Genomic DNA, 24,027 nt, shown 5'->3' on the forward strand with positions numbered 1-24,027 from the left:
ATTATCCCGCTTTCCCCGCCATATTAAAATGGATTCAGCAGCAATCGGAGAAAGAAAAAACGGCGGGGACTGACCCCAAAACAGCAAAACCTGCAAAAATTTGCATAAAAGCGAGCTTTGGGGTCAGTCCCTCTCCTTGTTACGGTCCCCGCTTTGTCCCCTCCTTGTTGCTGCCTCGTTAATGCTTTCGTCGTTATACTATTCGAACGAAAGCGGGGTTAGCGGTAAGGTAATAGATATCCCCTTTCGAGTTTTTGACTTTATACTGATAGCTTTTGCCCACTTTTACTTTATCAACGATTTCCGGAAACCCGATCCCTTTGTCGATTGTATTGACAACATACTTGTCACTCCAGGAAGGCCGGCTATAGAACCGCAAGTTATTCACTTTGCTTTCTGCTCTGAGACCGGCATAGCCGGATTTTTCGGAACCTCTGTCTTTTCCATTGACAATTTTAGCCCCTGTGCTTGGAGCTGCGTAGATTTGTACTCTTCCGAAATTAGCTGTTTCAATAATATAAACATGGGTTTGTGTTGATCCTTCGATTGTATATTCCAATCCACGAAACTTGGATGGTTTCAAAAAGCCTTTTTCATTTCCTTTAACCGGGGAAACACCTAGTGGATACACACGCCAGGTTTCAGCATCAGCGGGCAGAATCAATAACCGCCCAGCGGAACCATTACCTGTTGCTGACTCCCCTGAAGTATTGTTTTCCGGTTTTTTTACACTTTCGATACGTTGAGTGGTTGACGATGGAGAACGATAAGGATATCCTGCAAACTGGCAAAATGCTTTTACGACTGCTTCCGCAAAATCTCTCCAATTACTCCTTAATTGCTGTATATCATCACCACTAGAGTCTGCAAAACCGTACTCTATAATATTCGTTTCGACCTTACCGGTATCCCTGATCATAAAATAGTAATCTCGCTGACTATTGGTCGGCAATGTTCTAGTATAGGCACTCCGAAAATTTTGACCGGCCTTTTTCAACTCCTCTCCTATCATCTTTGCCATTTTGCCGTCACTGTAAATGGAATGGATAACTTCCGCTCCATCCCCTCCGCCTGCATTGATATGGTTGGAATGACAATATTTGGCACCACTTGCTTTTACCCGCCTTGTCCTTTCCTCTGGAGTAAGGGTTTCGTCTTTCATTCGCGTCATGCCAATAGGAATACCTAGTTCCTTATATCGGTTATACTGATATAACGATATTTGCAAATTGAGATCCTTTTCCTGCCAATATTGATTGGTACCTCCGCCTGCGTCTTTTCCTCCATGGCCTGGATCAATCATTAATACAGGTGCCACTTATCCATCCTCCTTTACTTTGATAGACCATTTTTCCTTAGAACTTCCCGCTGCTGCTTTCCTTTCTGGGTTACATAATTGTTTTTAAACCATGCATGCACGGAAGTGACAATCGTGAAAATACTGGCGGTCACTTGCTCTGCCATTTGATTGTCAATTGGAAGCGGAGACTTAGAGAACATGACAAGCACCTGGTTTACCAGTGCTAAAGCCAATATGACTGTCCTTATCCATGTACCTTTATCCATTTTGTCACCTCCTCAGTACGTGGGATGAAAGCAAATGATTCTACTATTATTAGAATCAAAACAAGCATTGTTGGACACGGCAGTTGCTAGAGTGTTTATGAAATCCGCATTCATCTACGGTACAAAAGGGATGGTTCTCTGTTATAATTGCTAATACTTGGAGGATGGTGCTATGAGTTTAAATGGAGGATTACCAGTAACAATCAAATCGGTAGAAGAGGTGGAAGCCCGGGAAATTTCCTCTTGGAAATATGGAAAACCGTATGATTTATATAATCATGATGGCAGCCCTTCTCTACTCAAGGAGCTATTGAATGGTTCCTACTTTGGCGTTCTATTCAATGAGTCGCTGATAGGGTATTACTGTTTTGGAGAAAGTGCCCAAGTACCTTCAGGGGCAAAAGAAGGCTTTTATGATGGAAAAGCTCTCGATATCGGACTCGGACTCCGTCCAGATTTGACCGGCAAAGGCTATGGAGTAAGTTTTTTAAACAAAGGTATTGAATTTGCCAGCAGCAACTTTCAACCAAGTGTTATACGATTGACCGTAGCAGCTTTCAACCAGCGGGCCGTAACCGTCTATAAACGGTCTGGCTTCCTGATTAAGGGGGTTTTCATGAATAACAATATTGAATTTATTGTCATGGAGCAGGCGCTAGCAAGTACAGAGAAGTGAATATAAAAAAGAACTGCCCGGAAAGTAATAAATACTTCCAGGCAGTCCCATCAGTTAAACATGATCCAACCAACACTTTCTCTTTTCCGGCTAGGCTGCTGTTTCTCTCCTACCGGTTACTCCTGCACCTGAGACAGAATCTTTCCTCCCGTTTCCATGAAGGAAAAACCGGATTTCTAAAGCCTTTCCTGCAAACGAACTCTCAACACTTCTATCTCATCTCTAAATTGCGCTATTTTCTCTTCTTCCAACTGCTCTTCTCCATAACGGACCCGTTGATAAAGTTCGGTATCACTTTCTTTTAAATCTATTCTCCGGAACCAGTCCTCTATCGACTCAAACCGTTTTCTGCCAAATCCAATCTTGGCGGCAAATAGCTCAAAATCCATAAAAACCTGACGAACTTCATTATAGAGTGACCCAATAATATGAGACAGGAAAAAACACCCCCAGAGTCGTATAAAAGTATTTATCGACATTTGGAGGTGTTTTTGTTATGGGAAAGAAGATGGTTTATCCTGAAGAAATCAAGAGAGAAGTTATACGCTTAAAGCTTTCTGGAGAACTCACGAACAAGGAGATTATGGAGAAGTTTGGCATTAAAAATGAGACACAGATCAAAACCTGGACGAAATGGTTTAGGAATGGAGAGGAGCACAGGTTGGCTCAACCAATTGGAAAACAATATGCTTTTGGAAAAGGGCCTGATGATGATAGTGAAATAAATCAGTTAAGGAAAAAAGTGAAGTATTATGAAATGCGAGATGAATTGTCGGGAAAGTACCAAGAAATCGAAAGGAAGTGGTTCCAGAAGTATTCGTTGAAGTCGTAGAAGCTTATAAAGAGAAATACACGATCACTACTATTTGTGAATGCTTCAAGATTCCAAGGTCAACTTATTATCGTTGGAAGGAGAGGATATCAGCTGAGTTGCCCCTTCTCCATCAATTAGTTATAGGTATTTGTCAAAGTCTTTCATTTAGGGTGGGACATCGAAACGTAAGGGGTATTCTCAAAAATGATTACAAAATGATGGTGAACCGAAAGACAGTACAAAAAATCATGCAAAAGTATAACCTTCAATGCCAAGTGAAAGTGAAAAGAAAGGTTTACATTGCTGGTGAAAGCAAGTTTGTGGTACCAAACCTTCTCAAACAGGATTTTAAGACGGACCGACCTAATCAAAAATGGGTTACAGATATCACTTACTTGCCTTATGGAGAAAAAATGCTTTATTTATCAACCATAATGGACTTGTATAATAACGAAATCATGGCCTATAAAGTTAGTGACACCCAAGATGTTAAGCTTGTGTTAGATACATTAGAAGCTGCTTGTAAAGGAAGAGAAACTCATGAAGTTATTCTGCATAGTGACCAGGGTGCTCAGTACACCTCTTATGCTTTTCAGGAACTGGCTAAAGAAAAAGGCATTACCACAAGCATGTCCCGAAAAGGAAATTGCTTTGATAATGCCGTAATCGAATCCTTCCATTCCTCGCTAAAGTCGGAAGAATTCAACACTCAAAATAGAGTGCTCCTTACAAACTCTATTGTACTAGAAAAAGTAGAATCTTACATGTATTATTACAACTACATACGACCGTTTTCAAAATTAAACTGCCACAGTCCTGTAGAATTCAGGACTATAGCAGCATAGGTGTTTTTTCTTGTCCCGTTTTGCTGGGTCAGTTCAATTATCCATCTCCGGTTTCTTTCTTTTAAAAAAACGCCAGCCTTTTCGTCGATCTTCATGGGGAATCGTCTCATAGGTGACCATCGAGTATGAATTGTCAGCCGCTTCAACAGGCATCCGCTTCCGATAAATCTTAAGGACGATCCAGATGACGACAACGATTGCACCAATAATGAGGACCCATTCGATCAGATGGAATACGCGGTTCATTGCCTCTCCATTGAGATCCTCTGGAGGGTTTTTTATTGGATCAGAAGCCCCCTGATCTTCTACCACATTGTTTCCATTACGTTCATTCTCTTGCCATTCCATCTCCATGTTAAATGGACCAAGCAACGCCTCAACGGTCCCTCCCGCTAAGTAAGACAGGATCCTTCCGACGAGTAAATATACGGATCTGAAACCATTGTACAAAGCGGCAATAACCAACCCAGCCAAAACAAATACCCCAACTGTTCCGCTTATGACAGAAACTCCAAACCCCCGATCCTTTTCCATGCTCACGATATTGCGAAGCAAATAACCCGTCAAAACGAGTAAAAACTGGACAAGGGCAATTGCCAAAAATACATGGTCGTTACTAAGCAGTAAATAGATGGATAGAAGAAAAAAACTTAAGCCAAGTACGGTTATTTCATGCTGATGATCAGCATCCTCCTGGTGCTTCAGGAATCTCCAGCAAAATACTGCTCCTGTCATAATCGCAACCAGCCACGGGATAGGAAAAAAGGTAGCAGCCAATACAGTGATGATAGCCGCAAGGCCAATAAACGCACCAATCACCGGAGTAAACCTGACAATCAGCAAGCCGGCAGCTAATTGAACTCCTACCAGGAGAAAATAATCCCAAAACGAATACTGCAAATGAAAAACAAAAAATAACGGTACCGCCAGCAAATAGATCAATATAACCTCACTTGCAAACTGATAGATACGCGTAATTGTAAGTGCCGCATGATTCATCGATAACCACCCCAAGTTTGCATCGTTCCTGTTCCATCTGTTTCTTCCACATAGAAAACCGGCATCCCCTGATTACTCCAACGGTTTGCATAACTTCTGGCCGCCTCGTCCATCTCTCCGAAAAACACGACGGATTTCTGCTTGTACATATGATTATCTACAAAGTGAAGCAATTCATCCGACGTTTTCAGCCTATACTGGGTATCCACTCTTGCCAGCATTTCCAACGCTTCCTTCAAATGTGATTTCCCACTTCCAGCTTCAATGGAGAAAAATCGTTTTCTGCCAGGCCGTTGCAAATTGAGGTAGATTTCAAATGGGTATCCTTTTTGTACAGCTACATGGCACAAATACGTGACTTGGGAAAGAATCGCTTCCATCGATGTAGTAAAGTAACGGTTTCCCAGCCTGCTCGTTTCCTGTAAATTGACGACCATGACCCAAGTAAAATCCAGATTTCGTTCATAAACCTTGGTTTGAAGCTTTGCTGTTTTTGCAGTAGCTTTCCAATGAATTCGCGAAAAAGAATCAGAACGAACATAGTCCCGTGCACCGACCGCGTCCATAGTATCTTCGAATGGAGAAAATATGGTGCGCTGGATCCCTGGTGCCTGAACAAAAACGGTTTCCACTCCACGAATCGGCGCAGGCTCAGGATAGATGATCAACTCCGTACGGTAAAATCCTGTAAAGTTCAAGAGAATGGAATCAAAACCTGTAAGATGAGGAAATTGATAGTGAATGTTATGTATCCTAGTCGTCCCTCTTTGTTTTGCTTTGAATGGAAATATGACATTCGTTTTCCCTTTTCTAGCCATCGAAAACGGCATACCATACTTCCGGGAGGAGCCACTTTCCTCATTATCCATTACGCCTTCCACTATTTCATCGACAGCAAAATACAATCTTCCATTTACAATCGGTAACCGGGAAGGATTAGTGAATGAAAAGGAAATGGAACTCTTTTCACCAGGAAACAAACGGATGCTCCTTGAAGGATTTTCGAGCTTCAACCGGTTACCTATGTTTTTTTCATATATTTTGTTGATGAACAAATAAGCTGTCATCATGCCGATCAATGCGAATAACAACGGACGATTGAAAACAATGCTGAAAACAAAAAGGATGATGACCAGGATGACCATTAATTCATAACCATAATTCAACTGATCACCGATTCTTTTTTCAAGCTTCATGATACAGGCTCTCCTGATTCCACCGGAACGTCTATTTGCCCAATTACTTCTTTCATTACTTGAGCTGGCGTCTTACGGATAGACCCTTCCATGTTTAACACAAGTCTATGCTCAAATAAATACGGTGTGAGCAATTTGATGTCTGCCGGGTTCACGTACCCTCTGCCCTGTAGCATCGCATAAGCCTGTCCCGCCCTCATCAAAGCCAGCGCTCCCCGAGTACTTATTCCTAACTCAATTTCCGGATGTTCCCTTGTTCCTCTAACTAAACTCAGGAGGTAATCCCTAACAGCTTGTGAGACTGTTACCTGTTTTACTTGCTTTCGCCAAGTCAATAATTCTTCTATATCGATAACTTTTTGTAAATCAGCAAAAGGTTCGCCCCCTCTATATGTATCGAGAATCTCTTGCTCCTCCTCTAATGTCGGATACCCCATATCAATCTTAAACAAAAACCTGTCTAATTGTGCTTCTGGTAATGGGAAGGTGCCGTGGTTACTTTCCACAGGGTTCTGTGTAGCGATGACCAAAAAAGGGATTGGAAGAGGAACAGTCCTTCCATCTACAGTCACCTGTTTCTCTTCCATAGCCTCCAAAAGGCTGGACTGGGTTTTCGGAGTCGCCCGATTGATCTCATCAGCTAGCAAAATATTGGTATGAACCGGGCCTGTCCTTAGTTCGAACTCCTGTGTTTTCGGGTTATAAAACTGGATACCTGTGACATCACTTGGCAGTACATCCGGTGTGAATTGAATTCGTTGAAAATCTCCTGATAATATTGTTGCAAAGCTACGCGCAAGCTTTGTTTTTCCAGATCCCGGAATACTCTCCAGCAGAATATGCCCTTCGGCTAGCAATGCGGTAAACAGTAGCTCTACAGCCAGATCTTTACCGATAATGACCTTTCCGATTTCCTTTTTAACGCTCTCTACTTTTGATGACAAAGATGACATCAAACGTCCCCCCTTGTTTCTTTTTACATATTTTATCATTTCCATCCAGAAAAAAGGTCGAAATCGACAAAATTTTCAATAAGATATCCCTGTCCATCTAGCCGCAGCTTAATCCCTTTCTATTTCCAAGAAGGATCGTGCTGTACAAATGGAGCGTAAACTCCATAAAAAAATCTGCCTGTTAAGGCAGATTACTTCATGCTTGGATCTGGAAAATCATCCGAATTACGCATGGCGAACAACGGGGTATTGTAAATATACGGTGGTGCTGGACGAAGCTTCGGCCTTTTTCCAAATGGTACTGGATGTTCTACATAATTGAACATTCCGCATCCGTCCATGCTCGGACCGTGGGCCCATCGTCCCTCTGCGCTGGCATTTCCATCGGAAAAGTTGAACAGTGTATAAGCTACTTCCTGTTTTTCAAGATTACGAGGGAACGTGCTAGGCACGACGATGTTTTCTTTTGATTCAAGCTCTCTTATCGCAGCAAGCCACTGGTTTTGATGCATAGTATCTCTGGCAATCAACCAGGATAACATATCTTTCACGCCGCGGTCATCCGTCATTTCATACAGACGGCAAACCTGCAGCCGGCCTTGAGATTCTGCATTCAGGTTAGCACGAAAATCAGCCAGAAGGTTGCCACTAGCGATGATATAGTCTGCTGTCCAGCGGTTCCCGACACTATCAGCAGGCATCGCACCAAGACCAGAGACAATTGCATGTTGAGGATTCGATCCTCCTAAAATTGCTGCTACCACCGGGTTCTGAGCAGCTTCATCCAGTTCTACATCAGGCGCCCCATCTAACAATCTGGCAATCATTGTGGCCAACATTTCAATATGGGCAAGTTCCTCAGTCCCGGTATCCATTAATAAATCGCGATACTTTCCATCTCCCCTTGTATTCCAACCTTGAAACAAATATTGCAACGCAACAGAGATCTCTCCAAACTGTCCGCCTAACACTTCCTGAAGTTTTCTGGCATATACAGGATCCGGACAGTCAGGCTTTGAACGATATTGCAACTCCCTTACATGATAGAACAATTTATTCACTTCCTTAATGTCAGTTTTGGTAGGTAAGTGCCCTCCTTTATTAGGTATTCATCCCGTACGAAAAAGGTGAATGGAATGGTCGATTTTTTACTCGCAACAAAGTATTTCCAACTTGAGACCGTTTACAAGACTAGTTGCGATTCAGTTTACCGCAGTTGATACAGGTTACCTATTTTAGGTTTCAGAATACTGCCTTCTCTATTACAATGAATTTACTAGAGAGAATGGAGGAAGAAAATGATAAAGCTTGAGTATTTTACAGAAAACGACTTTAATCTGCTAATCAATTGGATCAATTCTCCTGAATTGGCAATGCAGTGGAGTGGACCAGCTTTCAGCTACCCACTGACCTATGCTCAGTTATCCGAATACATAAAAAGTGCAAATAAGGAGGCCGCAGACGCTTATGTATTTAAAGCCATCAATGTGGATAGCGGGCGAATAATCGGACACATTTCACTTGGACGGATTGATTACAACCATTTAACCGGCAGAATCGGCAAAGTTTTCGTTCCCGAACAGGCGAGAGGTAAGAAAGTGGCAAAAAGGATGCTTGAACCACTATTAGAGCTCGCCTTTCAAGAGCTAGGATTGAATAGGGTGAGTCTTGGAGTATTCGATTTCAATATTCCTGCCATCAAAACTTATGAGCAAGCAGGATTTCAGAAGGAAGGATTAATCAGGGAGGCAAGAAAAATAAACGATGATTTTTGGAGTTACTATGAGATGAGTCTACTCCGAAGGGAATGGGAAGCATGAATAAAATGCCCCCATCTAACTATTGAAAAGATTGAAGTCAATAGACAGGGTGGATTGGGACATCATCTTGCACAGCCCGTTTTAAACGCTGCTGCATATGCCCAATTCCTGTGCAGCCCTCAAGCGGATAATTTATATCTGGACTTACAGATGAAAAACCAGCTGAGATAAACGGCTTGTACTTTCTCCCGGTAAGTGCAATTAGTTGTGTGTAAACATCTAGGTGCTTTGCTTTGACCTGACTAGCCAAATATGCTTTTGTAACAATTTGATCGCTCTTATGATTAAAAGTTAAGTCGTAATTTTCAGGAACAATATCAGACGGAAAAAGGAATCCATGCTTAGCAGATAATACAACCCAATCTATTTTAAAATGATCAGCATATGCCTCACACAACCGATGAAAGGTGCCAATGTAAGCTTCTTTAGCCGTAACAGGACCTGTCTCAGCTTGTTTGTCCCATATCTTTTTCCTTCCACACGGAATGATGCACAATTGCTTCATTCTTTCCCACTCCTTTGACAGCCTGGATTCTGCCTTTTCGCTGCTTCAACGATATAGTTTATTTGGGCGGATTTATCCCCAATACATTCTCGTTTGAAGGGCTTCCTCCCCTGCTCTGTTTTCTTTTAGAACGTGAAAAAAGGCAAACCTCGAAGGTTTGCCTTTTCTTATAATCAGCTATATTAGTTTTTTACAACGTTAGCTGCTTGTGGTCCACGGTTTCCTTCTTCTACATCAAAAGTCACTTCTTGACCTTCTTCAAGTGTTTTGAAACCTTCTTCTTGGATAGCAGAGAAATGAACAAAAACATCGTCTTGTCCTTCTACTTCGATGAAACCGAAACCTTTGTCTGCGTTAAACCATTTTACTTTTCCTTGTGCCATGAAACTTTTCCTCCTTGTGTGGATCTTCCACACACATGTATTACTATTCTTGCTCTTCCCTCAACAAAGAATGTTGGCGTTTCAATTACTTGAAGCGGTCACGAACAAAATAGCTAATATTATAATAACAAATCCATCAAACATTTCCAAGTCTTTTGGCTATGTTTGATAAAATTTTTCTTAATCGCTATCAATAATTCCAACAAAGACGGCTTTGATCCAGCTGTCGGTAATAGGAAACCAAGCACATGATCATCAAAGAATACTACTACTAAATGAGCATTCCCCTTAACCATTAATTAGAAAAGATTATCCTCTATGATTGTTATAAGCTCAAATCGTTTATAAAAGAAAAAATCCTGCTATTCGGAAACCTTTCCAATAAGAAACTTTTTGGGTCTGCCAACTGGACTACCTCTCCCCAGAATCTTCTATCTTTTGAAGTCGAACCTTTTTTATCGATTTTATTTTTTATGATTGTCTACTTATAAGGAATACAAGCACGATAACAAAAATTTTAGAAAAAAAATTACTTTGTCAGATTTATTGACAAACAAGCATTGTAAGCGCTTACCGATTTTCTGATTTATCAAAACTATCAGAATATTTGTGATTTACCTGTTGACCTTCCCTGTAAATGGTTGTATTATTGTCGTCAATCCTAGCCTTTACGAAATAAATAAAGCTTGGAAAAACTTTTTAATGACGGGCTTGCAAAAGCTGTTTTCAATTAACACGGACGTCGGTCCACCCCATTTTCACCATCGCAAAATAAGATAACTTAATTTAAATTTTAACAAGAAAGGAGTGGTTGAGTATGAGTAGTCAATGGATATTTCTAAGTGGCAAATTCGTAAAAAAAGAAGAAGCAGTTGTTTCCGTTTATGACCATGGTTTTTTATATGGAGACGGGGTATTTGAAGGAATCCGTGCATACGCCGGTAACATTTTCAAACTGAACGAACATCTGCAAAGACTTTACGAATCTGCCCAATCCATTCTTTTGGAAATCCCATACACCAAGGAGGAGTTGACACAGATTATTGTCGGCACCATCCGCAAGAATCAGCTTGAAGATGCTTATATCCGTGTGGTCGTTTCTCGTGGCCAGGGCAATCTGGGATTAGATCCATCCAACTGCTCAGAACCGCGCCTTGTAGTAATCGCGGAAGCTCTCGCTCTTTTTCCAAAAGAACTTTATGAGCGCGGTCTAAGGGTAGGTTCAGTGGCCAGTCGAAGAAATCGCCCGGATGTACTGAGTCCGCAAGTGAAATCACTCAACTATTTAAACAATATACTTGTAAAATTGGAAGCTAATCAGGCAGGAGTCGATGAAGCACTAATGCTTAACGACCAGGGCTATGTGACAGAAGGTTCAGCAGATAACGTCTTTATTGTAAAGAACGGTACCATTTTCACACCTCCTGTCTACCTTGGAGCTTTGGAAGGAATCACGCGCAATGCCATCATCGATCTTGCCGAGAAAAATGGCTATACCTTAAAGGAAACACCTTTTACCAGGCATGACGTCTATGTTGCTGACGAAGTCTTTCTGACTGGAACAGCAGTAGAAGTTATTGCAGTCGTCGAAGTTGACGGCAGAAAGATCAATGACGGGAAACCAGGAAAGGTAACCAATCATTTATTGAAGGAATTTAGAAATGCCGTCACGCAAGATGGTATAAAGTGTTATCCGGAAGTTGATAACAAAGCGGTTGTTAGTTAAAAATCGTTCCTTTAAACTGAATAACCATAAATCGATGACGGGAACAAAGGAATAAGAACCTGTATTCACAGAGAGCCGGGGTTGCTGGAAGCCCGGAAATACACCTTATTCTGACATCGTCCCCGAGTGTCAGGCTGAACAGGATGCTAAGTAGGCTTGAACAGGCAGTTTGAATCTTGCCTGTTATCAAAAGGAGCAATGGATGAATCTCATTGCTTCCCGAGGCAGTCTTCGTAAGAAGGCTGTAAAACAGGGTGGTACCGTGAAAAAGACCTTTTCTCCCCTGATATTCTGCACAAGCGCAGTCTATCAGCGGAAGAAAGGGTCTTTTTTTATAATGTATCATTTGAAAATTGCCAAAATTCATTTTTATATTGGAGGGATTCAAAGGTGAAAGTAGAAACAAAGCCGGGTACAGCGCCCCGAACCGAAACAAAAACAGGAGCAGATTTACTTGTTGAATCACTGATAAAAGAGAAGGTAGAAACCTTATTCGGCTATCCCGGGGGAGCTGTTCTTCCTATCTACGATGCTATTTACAGAGCGAAAGATTCATTCAATCATGTCCTCACCCGTCACGAGCAAGGGGCCATCCATGCTGCCGAAGGGTACGCACGTGTATCCGGGAAGCCAGGGGTTGTCATCGCCACTTCGGGACCAGGAGCAACCAACCTGGTTACAGGGATCGCTGACGCTATGATTGATTCCTTGCCCCTTGTAGTGTTCACCGGGCAAGTTGCCCGAGGGGTGATTGGAACAGATGCCTTTCAAGAAGCAGACGTCATGGGCATTACTACCCCTATTACCAAGCACAACTATCAAGTCCAGGATATCAGTGACCTGCCGAGGATCGTGAAAGAAGCTTTCCATATCGCCACTACTGGGAGACCTGGACCAGTCGTAGTCGATATTCCAAAAGATATCTCGGCTAATCCCTGTGAAAAGGAATACGACGACGAGTTCCAACTACCTGGTTACCAACCGAATATAAAACCAAATCCTCTGCAAATCAAAAAACTTGCAAACGCATTGGAAACTGCGGAAAGACCCGTAATACTTGCTGGTGCCGGTGTCTTGTTCGGGAGAGCATCGGATGACTTAAGAGAATTTGCCGAATACCACTCCCTCCCTGTCACGACAACTTTGCTCGGGCTAGGCAGTTTTCCCGGAACCCATCCCCTTTCATTAGGAATGGCTGGGATGCATGGAACATTTACCGCGAACAGGGCGCTATATGAGTGTGATTTACTGATTAATGTCGGTGCCCGTTTCGATGACCGATTGACCGGAAATCTGGAATATTTTGCACCTGAGGCAACCGTTGCACATATCGATATCGATCCTGCTGAAATCGGCAAAAACGTAACAACCCAAATACCGGTCGTTTCTGATTCCAAAGCAGCATTGCAGTCACTTTCTTATCATGTCGAGTCAACGGCTAAGCATGATGAGTGGCTGGAACATCTATCTAACTATCAAAAAGAAAACCCGCTTTGGTATCAAAATCCAACGAAAGAGATGGTTCCGCAATGGCTGATTGAGGCAGTCCATAAAGTCACCGAAGGTAATGCCATTGTCACGACAGATGTTGGCCAGCATCAAATGTGGGCTGCACAGTATTACGCTTTCGAAAAACCGGATAAATGGGTCACATCCGGCGGTCTCGGTACAATGGGATTCGGTTTTCCCGCCGCAATAGGCGCCCAGCTGGCAAAACCGGACGAAACCGTAGTAGCCATAGTAGGTGATGGAGGCTTCCAAATGACCCTCCAGGAGCTTTCCGTTCTGCAGGAACGAGAACTGCCGGTAAAAGTAATCATCGTCAACAATGGAGCACTCGGCATGGTAAGACAATGGCAGGAAACCTTTTATGAAAAGCGCTATTCAGAATCACTACTCCATTCACAGCCGGACTTTGTCAAGCTAGCCGACAGCTATGGGATCCGAGGATATCGAATCGATAATCAGGAAGACTTAGTCAATTTGCTTCCGGAAGTGATTGATTACAATGGTCCTGTTGTTCTGGATTGCCGGGTACTTCAGCAGGAAAACGTGTATCCGATGATAGCTCCAGGCAAAGGACTTCATCAAATGTTGGGAGTGAAACCATGAGACGTATTATAACAGCCACTGTCCAAAACCGTAGCGGTGTTCTAAACCGGATTACCGGATTATTGCAAAAACGCCAGTTTAACATTGAAAGTATTTCTGTTGGCAGGACGGAAATAGACAGTATTTCCAAAATGACGTTGGTAGTCGAGGTGGAAGACAGCCAGAAATTGGAGCAACTGACGAAACAGTTGAACAAACAAATTGATGTACTGAAGGTCTCCGATATAACAGATAACGCCATCGTGGCACGGGAATTGGCATTGATAAAAGTCGTTTCTGCCGGCCAACTCCGAAACGAACTTCAAGGAATTATCGAGCCGTTTCGGGCATCGATTATCGATGTATCAAAAGATAGTTTATCTATTCAAGTGACAGGAAAACCGGAAAAAATCGAAGCACTGATCGAGTTGCTCCGCCCTTATGGAATTAAAGAAATCGCGCGGACCGGAATGACTGCTTTTTTACGGGGACACCAACCGCAAACGATGGAATTCCCCTCCTATTCTTTATTAAATAGATAAATGTTGGTAGCAGCCAATTTTTATACAAAAAAAAAGGACCGAAAGGATGTTTACAAATGACAAAAGTACTTTATCACAACGATATTCACGAAGAAAGCTTAAGAGCAAAGAAGATTGCGATCATCGGGTATGGATCCCAGGGGCATGCACATGCTCTGAATTTAAGGGAAAGCGGTTTTGACGTAGTTGTCGGCCTGAGAAAAGGGAAATCATGGGATAAGGCGGTCGAGGATGGCTTGGATGTTCAGTCCGTTGCAGATGCAACTGCCCAAGCTGATGTCGTAATGATTTTACTTCCAGACGAACTGCAACCGAAAGTTTACGAAGAAAGCATCAAACCGAATTTATCCGCTGGCAATGCATTAGCATTCGCTCATGGCTTTAATATTCATTTTAACCAGGTCGTGCCACCAGCAGATGTCGATGTTTTTCTAGTTGCCCCGAAAGGTCCAGGTCATCTTGTCCGGAGAACCTTCCAGGAGGGTGCGGGTGTTCCAGCATTGTACGGCATCTATCAGGACGCCACAGGAGAAGCCGTACAGACGGCCCTGGCTTACGCAAAAGGTATTGGTGCCGGCCGTGCCGGAATTTTGCAAACCTCCTTCCAGGAAGAAACAGAGACAGACTTGTTTGGAGAACAGGCAGTACTTTGCGGTGGTCTTACCAGTCTTGTGAAAGCTGGATTTGAAACCCTTACCGAAGCCGGATATCAGCCGGAAGTAGCGTACTTTGAGTGTATGCATGAATTAAAGCTTATTGTGGATTTGATGTATGAAGGTGGATTGGAAAACATGCGTTACTCGATTTCCGATACTGCTCAATGGGGCGATTTCGTTTCGGGTCCCCGCGTTGTAAACGAAGATACTAAAGCCCGGATGAAGGAAGTACTTTCCGATATCCAGACTGGCGCTTTTGCCAAAGGCTGGATTTTGGAAAACCAGGCGAACCGTCCGCAGTTCAATGCGATCAATGTTAAGGAAAACAACCACTCGATCGAGAAGGTAGGACGTGAGCTTCGTGAATTAATGCCATTTGTCAAACAGCCACTGAACGCAAAAAAGAAAGAAGTGGTTACACATGGGACCAATTAGAATCTTTGATACTACCTTGCGGGATGGCGAACAATCGCCCGGGGTCAATCTAAATCAACTGGAAAAGCTGGAAATTGCCAAGCAATTGGAACGGTTTGGTGTGGATATTATGGAAGCGGGATTCCCCGCTTCCTCCAAAGGCGACTTTGAAGCAGTGAAAAATATTGCACGCACTATCAAGAATACATCAGTGACCGGTTTGGCAAGAGCAAAAAAATCCGACATCGATATTGCTTGGGAGGCATTAAAGGACGCAGATGAGCCACGACTGCATATCTTTTTGGCCACCTCCCCTATTCATATGACCCATAAACTAAAGAAAACACCGGAAGAAGTGATCCAGACTGCGGTCGAGATGGTGAGTTATGCAAAAAAGAAATTCCCGCATGTGGAATGGTCTGCGGAGGATGCCACCCGGTCTGACCGTAAATTCCTGGCAACAATCATTGAAAAAGTGATCGATGCAGGAGCAACGGTTGTTAACCTGCCGGATACAGTTGGTTACACAACTCCTGAAGAATATGGTGCATTATTCCGGTATATGACAAACCATGTGCCAAATATCGACCAAGTTGCTCTATCTGCTCATTGCCATGATGATTTGGGCATGGCAGTAGCAAATTCACTGGCTGCAGCAGAAAACGGTGCTACCCAGATAGAAGGAACCATTAATGGAATCGGCGAAAGAGCCGGAAATGCCGCACTCGAGGAATTTGCCGTGGCGTTGAATATCCGTAAAGATAAATATCCTTACCATACTAACTTACATTTGAAAGAGATCAAGCGTACGAGTGATCTCGTCAGCAAATTCACCGGAATGGCAGTACCTGCAAATAAAGCTGTGGTCGGACGGAACGCTTTTGCACACGAATCAGGCATTCACCAGGATGGCGTCTTAAAAAACGCTTCGACCTATGAAATCATCACTCCCGAACTCGTCGGTGTACAGTCAAACAATCTCGTATTAGGCAAACATTCAGGTCGGCACGCCTTTAAAGATAAAGTTGAACAACTGGGCTACAAGCTTGCCGACGAGAAGGTTAGCGAAGCATTCCAAGCATTCAAGCAGCTGACAGATCGTAAAAAAGAAGTAACGGATGATGACCTGTTTACCATTTTAATCGATGTACAGACAAATATAGACGACGTTAAAAAATATAGTTTACAAGCCTTTCAGGTTCAATATGGATCGTCCAACATGCCAACCGCAACAGTAGCCCTTACGACACCAGACGGATCCAGAGTGGAAACAGCCAGAACTGGCCAAGGAAGCGTCGAAGCACTCTACAACACTATTGAGTCCCTGGTCAAAGAACAAATCCACCTTACTGATTTTCATTTAAGCTCCATCGGAAAAGGCAGGGATGCTTTAGCAGAGGTCCATGTCAATATGACGGTCAATGATGTATCAGTAAGTGGACGTGGATCTGCACAAGATGTATTGGAAGCCGCTGCCCATGCTTTCCTTAATGCTGTAAACAGAGTGTTTCTAAATAAGCAAGCAGTCGTTCAGGAAACGGTGTAATCATCCAGATTTTTACAACAAACTGAGACAGGAGGATTTTTCAATGAAAAAACATATTGTCCTGCTTCCTGGAGACGGAATTGGCACAGAGGTCATCCAATCAGCCAAAGATGTGCTGGAAGCAGTTTCAGCAGAATTTGATCACAGCTTCACGTTTGAAACGCATGATATCGGTGGTTGTGCTGTAGACATGCACGGCACTCCCCTTCCGGAATCAACGATCACTGCGTGCAAACAGGCGGACGCTGTACTACTCGGCGCGGTAGGCGGGCCAAAGTGGGATGGTCTCCCCTCCCACCTCCGCCCTGAGAAGGGATTGCTTGGGATCCGAAAAGCGCTGAACCTGTTTGCAAATCTGAGACCGGTAAAAGCATTTCCTAAATTATTGCATGCATCACCTCTAAAAGAGTCGGTAGTTAGTGGCAGCGACCTTCTTATTGTAAGAGAGCTTATCGGAGGATTGTACTTTGGCACACCGAGTGAACGCAGTAGTGACGGCCAATCTGTTGTGGACACCTTGGCTTACACAAAAGATGAAATCGTTCAAATTGTCGATAAAGCTTTTCAAAGTGCCACACTCCGCAAAGGACACCTGACTTCGGTCGACAAAGCAAACGTATTGGAGTCCAGCAAATTTTGGAGAGAAATTGTGGAGGAAAAACGAACACAATATCCAGAAGTGACGGTGGAGCATATGCTTGTCGATGCAGCTGCTATGAAGCTCGTTACGAATCCTGACGCTTTCGATGTCATCGTAACAGAAAATATGTTCGGCGACATTCTAAGCGATGAGGCTTCCGTATTAACCGGCTCGCTGGGGATGCTCCCTTCTGCCAGCATAAACGAAGCCGGTGTCGGGCTTTATGAACCGGTTCACGGTTCGGCTCCTGATATTGCCGGAAAAGGTATTGCCAATCCTTTAGCCACGATTTTATCAGCTGCACTCATGTTGAGACACTCCTTTCAAATGGATGATGAGGCTCAGTTGATCGAAACAGCTGTACAGTCCGTACTGGATGATGGCTATCATACTGCCGATTTACAAATCGAAAATGGCCAGAAGGTCGGCACAAAAGAAATAACTGATTTAATCGTCGAATTGATCAAATCAAAAAGCGCAACCATCAGTATTTTAAATTGTTATGTATAATATCAAAAACTCGAATGTAAGGAGTTGATAAAATGAGCAAACCCAAAACGATTATTGAAAAAATATGGGAACGGCATGTCGTCCATCAGGAACCAGATAAACCAGATCTACTTTATATCGACTTGCACTTGGTTCATGAAGTGACCTCCCCTCAGGCCTTTGAAGGGCTTAGAATGAAAAAAAGGAAAGTACGCAGGCCTGAACTCACGTACGCTACAATGGATCACAACGTCCCTACCATTCATCGTAATATAATCAAAGATGCCATTTCCAAAAAGCAAATGGAAACATTGAAGGAAAACTGCAGCCAGTTTGGTATTTCCCTTGCAGATATCGATCATCCGGATCAAGGTATCGTTCATGTTATCGGACCGGAACTTGGCTTAACTCAGCCAGGAAAAACAATCGTATGCGGTGACAGTCATACTTCCACACATGGAGCATTTGGCGCATTGGCTTTTGGAATCGGCACAAGTGAAGTCGAACATGTCTTGGCAACACAAACGCTATGGCAAGCCCCGCCAAAAAGTTTAAATGTCCAGGTAAACGGCAAGCTGGGCAAAGGAGTTACTGCCAAGGATTTAATTTTGGGAATCATCGCCAAGTTTGGCGTCCGCTTTGGCACAGGTTATGTCATTGAATATACTGGTGAAGCAATACGAAATTTAACGATGGAGGAACGCATGACCGTATGTAATATGTCTATCGAAGCTGGAGCCCGCGCCGGGTTAATCAGCCCTGACGACACTACCGTAGACTATTTAAAGGGACGGCGACACGTTCCTCAGAATGAAGAAGAATTTGCGGCGGCTTCACAGGAATGGAAAGCACTGGCCACAGATCCTGGAGCTGAATATGATGCAGTAGTCGAAATTGAGGCAGATGAAATAGAACCCCAAGTTTCATGGGGTACCAACCCAGGAATGTGCATCCCTGTAAGTGAAGCAGTTCCTGATCCAGCACACGCTGAGACTGAAAGCAAAAAGGAAGAAATCGAACGGGCATTACAATATATGGGACTTCAGCCCGGCCAGCCGATTGCTGACGTTCCAATCGAACACGTATTTATTGGTTCTTGTACCAATTCCAGGTTAAGCGATTTGAGAAGAGCTGCAGATGTTATAAGAGGCAAGAAGGTACACCCTGGTGTTCAAGCAATCGTTGTACCAGGCTCGTTCAGTGTCAAAGCTGCTGCCGAGGCAGAAGGACTGGATACGGTATTTACCCAGGCGGGATTTGAATGGCGTGAGGCTGGTTGCAGTATGTGTCTTGCTATGAATGATGATGTTGTTCCTCCGGGAGAACGTTGTGCCTCCACCTCCAACCGTAACTTTGAAGGACGTCAGGGGAATGGAGCACGGACTCATCTTGTCAGCCCTGAGATGGCTGCAGCAGCCGCCATAGAAGGCCACTTTGTCGATGTCCGAAAATTTACCGAAGCAACGTTGCATTCATAGGAGGGATAAGATGGAACCGATAAAAAAGCATGAAGGATTAGTCTACCCATTGAACAGAGCAAACATCGATACGGATCAAATCATCCCGAAACAATTTCTAAAACGGATAGAACGTCAAGGATTTGGCAAATTTTTATTCTATAACTGGCGATTCACAGAGGATGGGAATGAAAAACCGGATTTCTCTTTGAACGATAAGAAATATAGCGGAGCTTCGGTACTGCTGGCAGGTGAAAATTTCGGCTGCGGATCCTCACGTGAACACGCCCCTTGGGCATTGCAGGATTATGGATTTAAAGTAATTATCGCCCCAAGTTTCGCCGATATCTTTTATAACAATTGTACCAAAAATGGTATTCTCCCTATCCGATTAAAGGAAAAGGAAACAGCGGAATTAATCAAAAAAGCGGAACAACAGCGATACTTCCTCACGGTTGATTTGGAGAAACAGCTCGTATCAGACGGACAAGGGTTTCAAGCCACCTTTGAATTGCCGAACTACCAGAAGGAGATGCTTCTTAATGGATGGGATGAGATCGCTGTAACGCTTACTCATGAAGAAGATATCGCTAATTACGAATCAGCTCACTGACAAGTAAGAGAATAGCACGGACCTGCCTGATAAAAAGCTATAGGCAGGTCTTATTTGTTTAGTTTCCATACCCGCCTTTTTGTTGTTTTGCATAGCGCTTATCCTTCATAAACAACTTCCAAAAATAAATAAATCCAGGGAACAAAATAGCGAAACCAAAGATATATGAAACAAACAGCGCACGGAATGCATTTGGATTGGTAAAGCCATCCTCAATGGTCATCGTCGGGTAAACGAGATAAGGCAAGTGAGCTCTTCCATACGCATAGCTGGCAAGTAAATACTGCAAAACAATGACGATGACTGCCAGTCTTGGCCACCCCATTTTTCGCTTGCCTACAGGAAGGTAAAGGAAAATCCCGGCCAGTAAAAAAGCGAACACAGATGCAAGCAAAAATGGCAGGAGCTCCATCATACCCTGATAAAGCCATACAGCTTCATATCGCATCGTAAGCATAACCAGGAGCGCCATTATTAATGTAACCGGTCCTAACAAAAGGGCATCACGTCGATAAATTTTGTAAGCTTCTTTTTCATCTGCATGGTTTGAAAAATCTGCCAGTAACAGTGATGACAAAAACAAGGTACTACTCACAGCAAAACCGATAAACGACCAGGCATGATAGCTTGTCAGCAATTCCCCAATCAGCAACTGTTCCACCCCGTTCTGGACCTCGATATAATTCCCATGGGTTACCGGAAGCACCATGATCAGCAAACCTGGTATCATAAACCCAGTAATACCGGAAATATACGTCAACGGCTTCCGATATTCTTCTGCTATGTGGGAAAAAACCAGGAAGCCGCTTCGTATGGCCAGTAAAAGAAGGATGATGCTGCCCGGTAATAGAAGAACCGTTCCCAACGTGAATGTAGCTCCGGGAAAAAAGCTGAACAACGCTACCACAATCGCCACGATAAAAACATTGGTAACCTCCCATGTAGGCGAAAGGTAACGGTTTGCTATATTTGTCGCATTGGTCTTTTCTTTATTAATATATACCATCGACCAGAAGCCTGCCCCAAAATCCATGGTAGCCATGACCGAATAGATAAAAATGAAACCCCAAAGAACCGTAATCGCTATTAACACATCCGACATGAAGCCCCCTCCTTCCTACTGTTATTCCCGTAAGTCAATTGCATCCTGTACCGGATGCTTTTTAAAATAAAACCGCAATACAAGGATGACCGCAATACCAAGAATGACATAGACAAGGCCGAATATCGGATAGAGCACCCCCAGCTGCCTAGAGCCTGTAACAGCGTCTTCTGTCGTCATCATCCGATAAATCACCCAAGGCTGCCGTCCGGTACAAGCAAATATCCAGCCAAATTCGATCGCTAAAACAGCCAAAGGTCCCGAGGCTACAAATAAGCCCATCAAAGGTTTGGGGAACAAACGCTTTTTGAAAAATTTATGCCAAACAAGTCCGGCTGCTGCAATAAGGATCAACAGCGAACCAATCCCCACCATGGCATTGAATAACGTATGCACATATAACGGAGGCCACCACTCTTCCGGAAAATCATTTAACCCCTGCACGACGGTATCAAATCGATTTCCGGACAAAAAACTAAGTGCCCATGGAATTTCAATAGCCCATTTTACCTCTTCTGATTCCCTATCGGTATAACCTCCAATAGCCAGCGGAGCATAGTCCTGTGTCTCGAACAGCCCTTCTGCCGCAGCTAGTTTTTCAGGCTGGTATTCATGCAGCATCTGTGCAGATTGATGTCCATTTAATGCGGTGAGCAAAGAAAATATCCCACCTACTGTCAACCCCAACAGTAAAGCTTTTTGGTGGAATCTGCGTACTCTGCTTCCTGGAGGCTGTCTCAGCATTTTAAAAGCGGCAATCGAGGCAATCACAAACCCACCAGTAGTGTAAGCCGACACCACTACATGTCCGGCCGTCGTAAAAAAGGACGGATTAAAGAAAGCTGCCCATGGATCGACATCGACTATTTCCCCATTTTCAATGCGAAACCCTGCAGGCGTCCCTTCGAATGCATGTACATTCGTAATAAGAATAGCGGATGCAACTGCTCCCAAGGCAACCAAACACAAGCTCACTATCCTCATCCATGGAGAAATTCGATCGGCAGCATATACATAGATCGACATGAACAAAGCTTCCACAAAAAAGGCGTAAATTTCAATTTGAAAAGGAAGGGCCATTACTTCACCGATTACTTCCATAAACCCTGGCCACAGCAGGGACAATTGTACCCCGGCAATGGTTCCGGAGGGTATGGCAACCCCGAGCAAAACAGCAAATCCTTTTGTCCAGCGATTCGCCATTACAGCAAAGTCCCGATCCTTGGTTTTCTGATACAATAGTTCGGAAAACAAAACCATGAGCGGGATACCGACACCCAATGTAGCGAAAATGATATGAAAAGCCATTGTAGTTCCAAACATTGCCCTGGCTGTTTCTAAATGATCCACAAAGCTTCCCCCTTTCGAATTTTCCAACGATCTTTATCTTGGAAAATTAATGGCTGTGCCTTTCACTGTGAATGACCTCTTCGATAGTGGAAGCACTGCGCGTATGGTGATGCAGGTCACAATACCAGACATCTGTCTTCACTCGATGGGAAATTTCACATTCGCGAGTTTTTCGGATAAAGTTACGCCAAACAGTATATGTATGGGTATCGATTGGAATGGTCTCATACTCTGTATCCATTCGTTCCCAATTATGTTCTCCACCAGATTCTTCCGCTTCCTCCGGGGAAGCAAAAACGGGGACTGACCCCAAGAACCCCAGTAGAAATGTGAGTAATAATATTTTTGCTTTCATATGACGTGCACTCCTTTTTGAGAACTGACAAGCTTCCACCTCAAGTCTTACCAAAATATCTCTAGTAATCTGCCCACAACGAGACACTTCTATGCATATGGCTCATGCTATATAAAAAAAGAAACCCCACTGTTTTGCGAGCCTTCCCATACAAAAGTTGGAGAAGTACACTTGGCTACCGAAATTTCCAACCTCCCTGAAAAAATTTTCTTTTTAATCATAAAAAAATGAAACAAACCTATGAAGAAAATCGTCTTATTTATTAAGAGGAAACAACGTTCCAGTTTCTAGAAGCAATCAGAGTTTACCTCCCCTTTTAAAACTCTTATGGATTGTTTCCTCTTCTATTCCTATACAAAAGACAACGTATCAGTAGGTTTATCCGCTCGAACGGCAGGGTAACAATTAAAAACAATAACCCGCAGCAGGAGAGATTGAACCCATGAATCTTATTAAAACATCATTTCGAACAGTTGTGATGGTATCAATCATGTTAGTGGCTTTCACAGGCTGTCAACAGCAAGATGACGCTGAAAAGATAGATGTCGAAGGTGAAGTAACTTTGATAGAAAAAGAAGAACAATTGCTTTATATCGATGGAAATCCCATCTTGGTTCAAAATCCTGACCATTTTCAGGTCGGACAACAGGTTACCGCTGAGTTGATTGATACGAACCCCCACACTGATTGGGACCCTGAACAAATTGTTGTGGAAAACATAGATTTTCATAAATAGCAGCCACAAAACAGAAATACACGGGGATGGCACATCTTTTATGTTAGCCACTCCCCGATGATTAAATAAACTCCCCCCAATATATAAAAAAAGAAACCAGCGATATTTTGCGAGGCCACTGAAAAACTGAAGGTCTTTAAAAAGTAGAATTTTAAAAAAAAGCGGTCTGTATGGAATTTGATTTCCATACAGACCGCTTTTTATCTAATTTCAAGTGATTTGTGCCCTCTATTCCTTCATTAGTTTAACGATTCGTTTTACATTTAGCTGTGAAAATCGCCATCGCACCTTGCATGCGCATGCCTTCGAGACCCGAAGGACATTTATCCCAGCTTATTAGCTTACTTCCGTCGTAAACGTCTGAAAGACATCAACCTTTTAGATCTCCTGATGGGAAAAACCGTAGAGATCGCTCTTGAGAAAGGCGTGATTCAATCGAAGTCTCTCATCCTTGATGCGACACACACCAAGGCTCGATACAATCAAACATCCCCTCAAGAAGTATTGCATAGCCGTTCCAAGAACGTCCGTAAAATGATTTATTCTATCGATG

25 protein-coding genes and 1 pseudogene are annotated in these 24,027 nt (G+C 43.3%); 14 read left to right on the plus strand and 12 right to left on the minus strand.

All coding sequences use genetic code 11. The features are described 5' to 3' along the window. Window positions 1-182 (plus strand): hypothetical protein (locus BN1067_RS20265; protein WP_234400717.1); only part of this gene is annotated, 182 nt, incomplete at its 5' end. Between the two features lie 11 nt (window positions 183-193). Here the strand turns inward: BN1067_RS20265 and BN1067_RS20530 are convergent. Together BN1067_RS20530 and BN1067_RS16230 are read right to left on the minus strand one after the other, a co-directional pair. Next, entirely contained in the window at window positions 194-1,318 is a 1,125-nt protein-coding gene (locus BN1067_RS20530; protein WP_053219874.1) for an N-acetylmuramoyl-L-alanine amidase family protein, read from the minus strand. A gap of 14 nt (window positions 1,319-1,332) precedes the next feature. After that, complete coding sequence (locus BN1067_RS16230; protein ID WP_053219875.1) at window positions 1,333-1,566, minus strand: phage holin; 234 nt, start codon at window positions 1,564-1,566, stop codon at window positions 1,333-1,335. Window positions 1,567-1,738: 172 nt separating this feature from the next. On the opposite strand from BN1067_RS16230, the gene BN1067_RS16235 reads away from it, so the two are divergent. Next, a complete protein-coding gene (locus tag BN1067_RS16235; protein ID WP_053219876.1) occupies window positions 1,739-2,242 on the plus strand; it encodes a GNAT family N-acetyltransferase in 504 nt (167 codons plus the stop codon). Window positions 2,243-2,418: 176 nt separating this feature from the next. Here the strand turns inward: BN1067_RS16235 and BN1067_RS16240 are convergent, their stop codons facing one another. Continuing rightward, on the minus strand, window positions 2,419-2,631 hold the full coding sequence (locus tag BN1067_RS16240) for a hypothetical protein (RefSeq protein WP_053219877.1): 213 nt from the start codon (window positions 2,629-2,631) through the stop codon (window positions 2,419-2,421). A 107-nt stretch (window positions 2,632-2,738) separates the two neighbouring features. Between BN1067_RS16240 and BN1067_RS16245 the strand changes: the two genes are divergently transcribed. Beyond that, window positions 2,739-3,901, plus strand: a protein-coding gene (locus BN1067_RS16245) for an IS3 family transposase (protein WP_110943291.1) whose coding sequence is annotated in 2 segments (ribosomal slippage) — window positions 2,739-3,015 and window positions 3,015-3,901 — 1,164 coding nt in all. Because the reading frame shifts where the segments join, the coding sequence is not laid out codon by codon here. A 33-nt stretch (window positions 3,902-3,934) separates the two neighbouring features. On the opposite strand, the gene BN1067_RS16250 is transcribed toward BN1067_RS16245, so the two are convergent. The 4 genes from BN1067_RS16250 to BN1067_RS16265 form a co-directional block, all read right to left on the minus strand. Beyond that, window positions 3,935-4,900 (minus strand): hypothetical protein, encoded by a 966-nt coding sequence (locus BN1067_RS16250; protein ID WP_053219878.1) that lies wholly within the window; start codon window positions 4,898-4,900, stop codon window positions 3,935-3,937. Continuing rightward, entirely contained in the window at window positions 4,897-6,096 is a 1,200-nt protein-coding gene (locus BN1067_RS16255; protein ID WP_053219879.1) for a DUF58 domain-containing protein, read from the minus strand. Before BN1067_RS16255 ends, BN1067_RS16250 begins: the two co-directional genes overlap by 4 nt. Next, window positions 6,093-7,049, minus strand: coding sequence for an AAA family ATPase (locus tag BN1067_RS16260; RefSeq protein WP_053219880.1), 957 nt, complete (start codon window positions 7,047-7,049; stop codon window positions 6,093-6,095). Before BN1067_RS16260 ends, BN1067_RS16255 begins: the two co-directional genes overlap by 4 nt. 191 nt (window positions 7,050-7,240) lie before the next feature. Beyond that, on the minus strand, window positions 7,241-8,101 hold the full coding sequence (locus tag BN1067_RS16265) for a manganese catalase family protein (protein ID WP_053219896.1): 861 nt from the start codon (window positions 8,099-8,101) through the stop codon (window positions 7,241-7,243). 246 nt (window positions 8,102-8,347) lie between these two features. Here BN1067_RS16265 and BN1067_RS16270 point away from each other — a divergent pair, with 246 nt between their 5' ends. After that, complete coding sequence (locus BN1067_RS16270; RefSeq protein WP_053219881.1) at window positions 8,348-8,869, plus strand: GNAT family N-acetyltransferase; 522 nt, start codon at window positions 8,348-8,350, stop codon at window positions 8,867-8,869. Between the two features lie 37 nt (window positions 8,870-8,906). On the opposite strand, the gene BN1067_RS16275 is transcribed toward BN1067_RS16270, so the two are convergent. Beyond that, on the minus strand, window positions 8,907-9,374 hold the full coding sequence (locus tag BN1067_RS16275) for a DUF6884 domain-containing protein (RefSeq protein ID WP_053219882.1): 468 nt from the start codon (window positions 9,372-9,374) through the stop codon (window positions 8,907-8,909). A 182-nt stretch (window positions 9,375-9,556) separates the two neighbouring features. Continuing rightward, window positions 9,557-9,757: a cold-shock protein gene (locus tag BN1067_RS16280; protein ID WP_053219883.1), complete on the minus strand. Its 201-nt coding sequence runs from the start codon at window positions 9,755-9,757 to the stop codon at window positions 9,557-9,559. 817 nt (window positions 9,758-10,574) lie between these two features. Between BN1067_RS16280 and ilvE the strand changes: the two genes are divergently transcribed. The 8 genes from ilvE (at window position 10,575) to leuD (ending at window position 19,931) form a co-directional block, all read left to right on the plus strand. Further along, window positions 10,575-11,483 carry a branched-chain-amino-acid transaminase gene (gene ilvE, locus BN1067_RS16285; protein ID WP_053219884.1) on the plus strand — a complete coding sequence of 303 codons (909 nt, stop codon included), beginning with the start codon at window positions 10,575-10,577 and terminating at the stop codon, window positions 11,481-11,483. A gap of 390 nt (window positions 11,484-11,873) precedes the next feature. Further along, window positions 11,874-13,595: an acetolactate synthase large subunit gene (gene ilvB / locus BN1067_RS16295; protein ID WP_053219886.1), complete on the plus strand. Its 1,722-nt coding sequence runs from the start codon at window positions 11,874-11,876 to the stop codon at window positions 13,593-13,595. After that, the gene (gene ilvN / locus BN1067_RS16300; RefSeq protein ID WP_053219887.1) at window positions 13,592-14,116 is read left to right on the plus strand and encodes an acetolactate synthase small subunit; all 525 of its coding nucleotides are present in this window, start codon (window positions 13,592-13,594) and stop codon (window positions 14,114-14,116) included. The genes ilvB and ilvN overlap by 4 nt, the downstream gene beginning before the upstream one ends. A 56-nt stretch (window positions 14,117-14,172) precedes the next feature. Further along, a complete protein-coding gene (ilvC, locus tag BN1067_RS16305) occupies window positions 14,173-15,207 on the plus strand; it encodes a ketol-acid reductoisomerase (RefSeq protein ID WP_053219888.1) in 1,035 nt (344 codons plus the stop codon). After that, a complete protein-coding gene (locus BN1067_RS16310) occupies window positions 15,194-16,732 on the plus strand; it encodes a 2-isopropylmalate synthase (RefSeq protein ID WP_053219889.1) in 1,539 nt (512 codons plus the stop codon). The genes ilvC and BN1067_RS16310 overlap by 14 nt, the downstream gene beginning before the upstream one ends. A 43-nt stretch (window positions 16,733-16,775) precedes the next feature. Then, entirely contained in the window at window positions 16,776-17,882 is a 1,107-nt protein-coding gene (leuB, locus tag BN1067_RS16315; RefSeq protein ID WP_053219890.1) for a 3-isopropylmalate dehydrogenase, read from the plus strand. 32 nt (window positions 17,883-17,914) lie between these two features. Continuing rightward, window positions 17,915-19,339, plus strand: coding sequence for a 3-isopropylmalate dehydratase large subunit (gene leuC / locus BN1067_RS16320; protein ID WP_053219891.1), 1,425 nt, complete (start codon window positions 17,915-17,917; stop codon window positions 19,337-19,339). Window positions 19,340-19,349: 10 nt separating this feature from the next. After that, complete coding sequence (gene leuD, locus BN1067_RS16325; RefSeq protein WP_053219892.1) at window positions 19,350-19,931, plus strand: 3-isopropylmalate dehydratase small subunit; 582 nt, start codon at window positions 19,350-19,352, stop codon at window positions 19,929-19,931. Between the two features lie 58 nt (window positions 19,932-19,989). Here leuD and BN1067_RS16330 read toward each other — a convergent pair whose 3' ends face one another. From BN1067_RS16330 to BN1067_RS16340, 3 genes are all read right to left on the minus strand, one after another. Beyond that, entirely contained in the window at window positions 19,990-21,033 is a 1,044-nt protein-coding gene (locus tag BN1067_RS16330; protein ID WP_053219893.1) for a cytochrome d ubiquinol oxidase subunit II, read from the minus strand. Window positions 21,034-21,054: 21 nt separating this feature from the next. Next, a complete protein-coding gene (locus tag BN1067_RS16335; RefSeq protein WP_053219897.1) occupies window positions 21,055-22,356 on the minus strand; it encodes a cytochrome ubiquinol oxidase subunit I in 1,302 nt (433 codons plus the stop codon). A 73-nt stretch (window positions 22,357-22,429) separates the two neighbouring features. After that, the gene (locus tag BN1067_RS16340) at window positions 22,430-22,738 is read right to left on the minus strand and encodes a hypothetical protein (RefSeq protein ID WP_053219894.1); all 309 of its coding nucleotides are present in this window, start codon (window positions 22,736-22,738) and stop codon (window positions 22,430-22,432) included. A gap of 442 nt (window positions 22,739-23,180) precedes the next feature. Here BN1067_RS16340 and BN1067_RS16345 point away from each other — a divergent pair, with 442 nt between their 5' ends. Both BN1067_RS16345 and BN1067_RS20280 read left to right on the plus strand, forming a co-directional pair. Next, a complete protein-coding gene (locus BN1067_RS16345; protein ID WP_053219895.1) occupies window positions 23,181-23,474 on the plus strand; it encodes a hypothetical protein in 294 nt (97 codons plus the stop codon). 312 nt (window positions 23,475-23,786) lie between these two features. After that, window positions 23,787-24,027 (plus strand): annotated as a pseudogene (locus BN1067_RS20280) (IS5/IS1182 family transposase); the annotation flags it as partial.

Origin of the sequence: Virgibacillus senegalensis, assembly GCF_000821245.2 — a bacterium.
In the GTDB taxonomy this organism is placed as follows: Bacteria; Bacillota; Bacilli; order Bacillales; family Amphibacillaceae; genus Sediminibacillus; species Sediminibacillus senegalensis.

Excerpts from the sequence above, each read along its gene's own strand:
- ilvN (WP_053219887.1), top strand. The coding sequence starts at position 13,592 with ATGAGACGTATTATAACAGCCACTGTCCAAAACCGTAGCGGTGTTCTA.
- leuD (WP_053219892.1), top strand. The coding sequence starts at position 19,350 with ATGGAACCGATAAAAAAGCATGAAGGATTAGTCTACCCATTGAACAGA.
- BN1067_RS16275 (WP_053219882.1), bottom strand. The coding sequence starts at position 9,374 with ATGAAGCAATTGTGCATCATTCCGTGTGGAAGGAAAAAGATATGGGAC.
- BN1067_RS16230 (WP_053219875.1), bottom strand. The coding sequence starts at position 1,566 with ATGGATAAAGGTACATGGATAAGGACAGTCATATTGGCTTTAGCACTG.
- BN1067_RS16335 (WP_053219897.1), bottom strand. The coding sequence starts at position 22,356 with ATGTTTGGAACTACAATGGCTTTTCATATCATTTTCGCTACATTGGGT.
- BN1067_RS16340 (WP_053219894.1), bottom strand. The coding sequence starts at position 22,738 with ATGAAAGCAAAAATATTATTACTCACATTTCTACTGGGGTTCTTGGGG.
- leuB (WP_053219890.1), top strand. The coding sequence starts at position 16,776 with ATGAAAAAACATATTGTCCTGCTTCCTGGAGACGGAATTGGCACAGAG.
- BN1067_RS16250 (WP_053219878.1), bottom strand. The coding sequence starts at position 4,900 with ATGAATCATGCGGCACTTACAATTACGCGTATCTATCAGTTTGCAAGT.
- BN1067_RS16330 (WP_053219893.1), bottom strand. The coding sequence starts at position 21,033 with ATGTCGGATGTGTTAATAGCGATTACGGTTCTTTGGGGTTTCATTTTT.
- BN1067_RS16270 (WP_053219881.1), top strand. The coding sequence starts at position 8,348 with ATGATAAAGCTTGAGTATTTTACAGAAAACGACTTTAATCTGCTAATC.
- BN1067_RS16235 (WP_053219876.1), top strand. The coding sequence starts at position 1,739 with ATGAGTTTAAATGGAGGATTACCAGTAACAATCAAATCGGTAGAAGAG.
- BN1067_RS16345 (WP_053219895.1), top strand. The coding sequence starts at position 23,181 with ATGAATCTTATTAAAACATCATTTCGAACAGTTGTGATGGTATCAATC.
- BN1067_RS16310 (WP_053219889.1), top strand. The coding sequence starts at position 15,194 with ATGGGACCAATTAGAATCTTTGATACTACCTTGCGGGATGGCGAACAA.
- ilvE (WP_053219884.1), top strand. The coding sequence starts at position 10,575 with ATGAGTAGTCAATGGATATTTCTAAGTGGCAAATTCGTAAAAAAAGAA.
- BN1067_RS16260 (WP_053219880.1), bottom strand. The coding sequence starts at position 7,049 with ATGTCATCTTTGTCATCAAAAGTAGAGAGCGTTAAAAAGGAAATCGGA.
- ilvC (WP_053219888.1), top strand. The coding sequence starts at position 14,173 with ATGACAAAAGTACTTTATCACAACGATATTCACGAAGAAAGCTTAAGA.
- BN1067_RS16255 (WP_053219879.1), bottom strand. The coding sequence starts at position 6,096 with ATGAAGCTTGAAAAAAGAATCGGTGATCAGTTGAATTATGGTTATGAA.
- BN1067_RS16240 (WP_053219877.1), bottom strand. The coding sequence starts at position 2,631 with ATGGATTTTGAGCTATTTGCCGCCAAGATTGGATTTGGCAGAAAACGG.
- leuC (WP_053219891.1), top strand. The coding sequence starts at position 17,915 with ATGAGCAAACCCAAAACGATTATTGAAAAAATATGGGAACGGCATGTC.
- BN1067_RS16280 (WP_053219883.1), bottom strand. The coding sequence starts at position 9,757 with ATGGCACAAGGAAAAGTAAAATGGTTTAACGCAGACAAAGGTTTCGGT.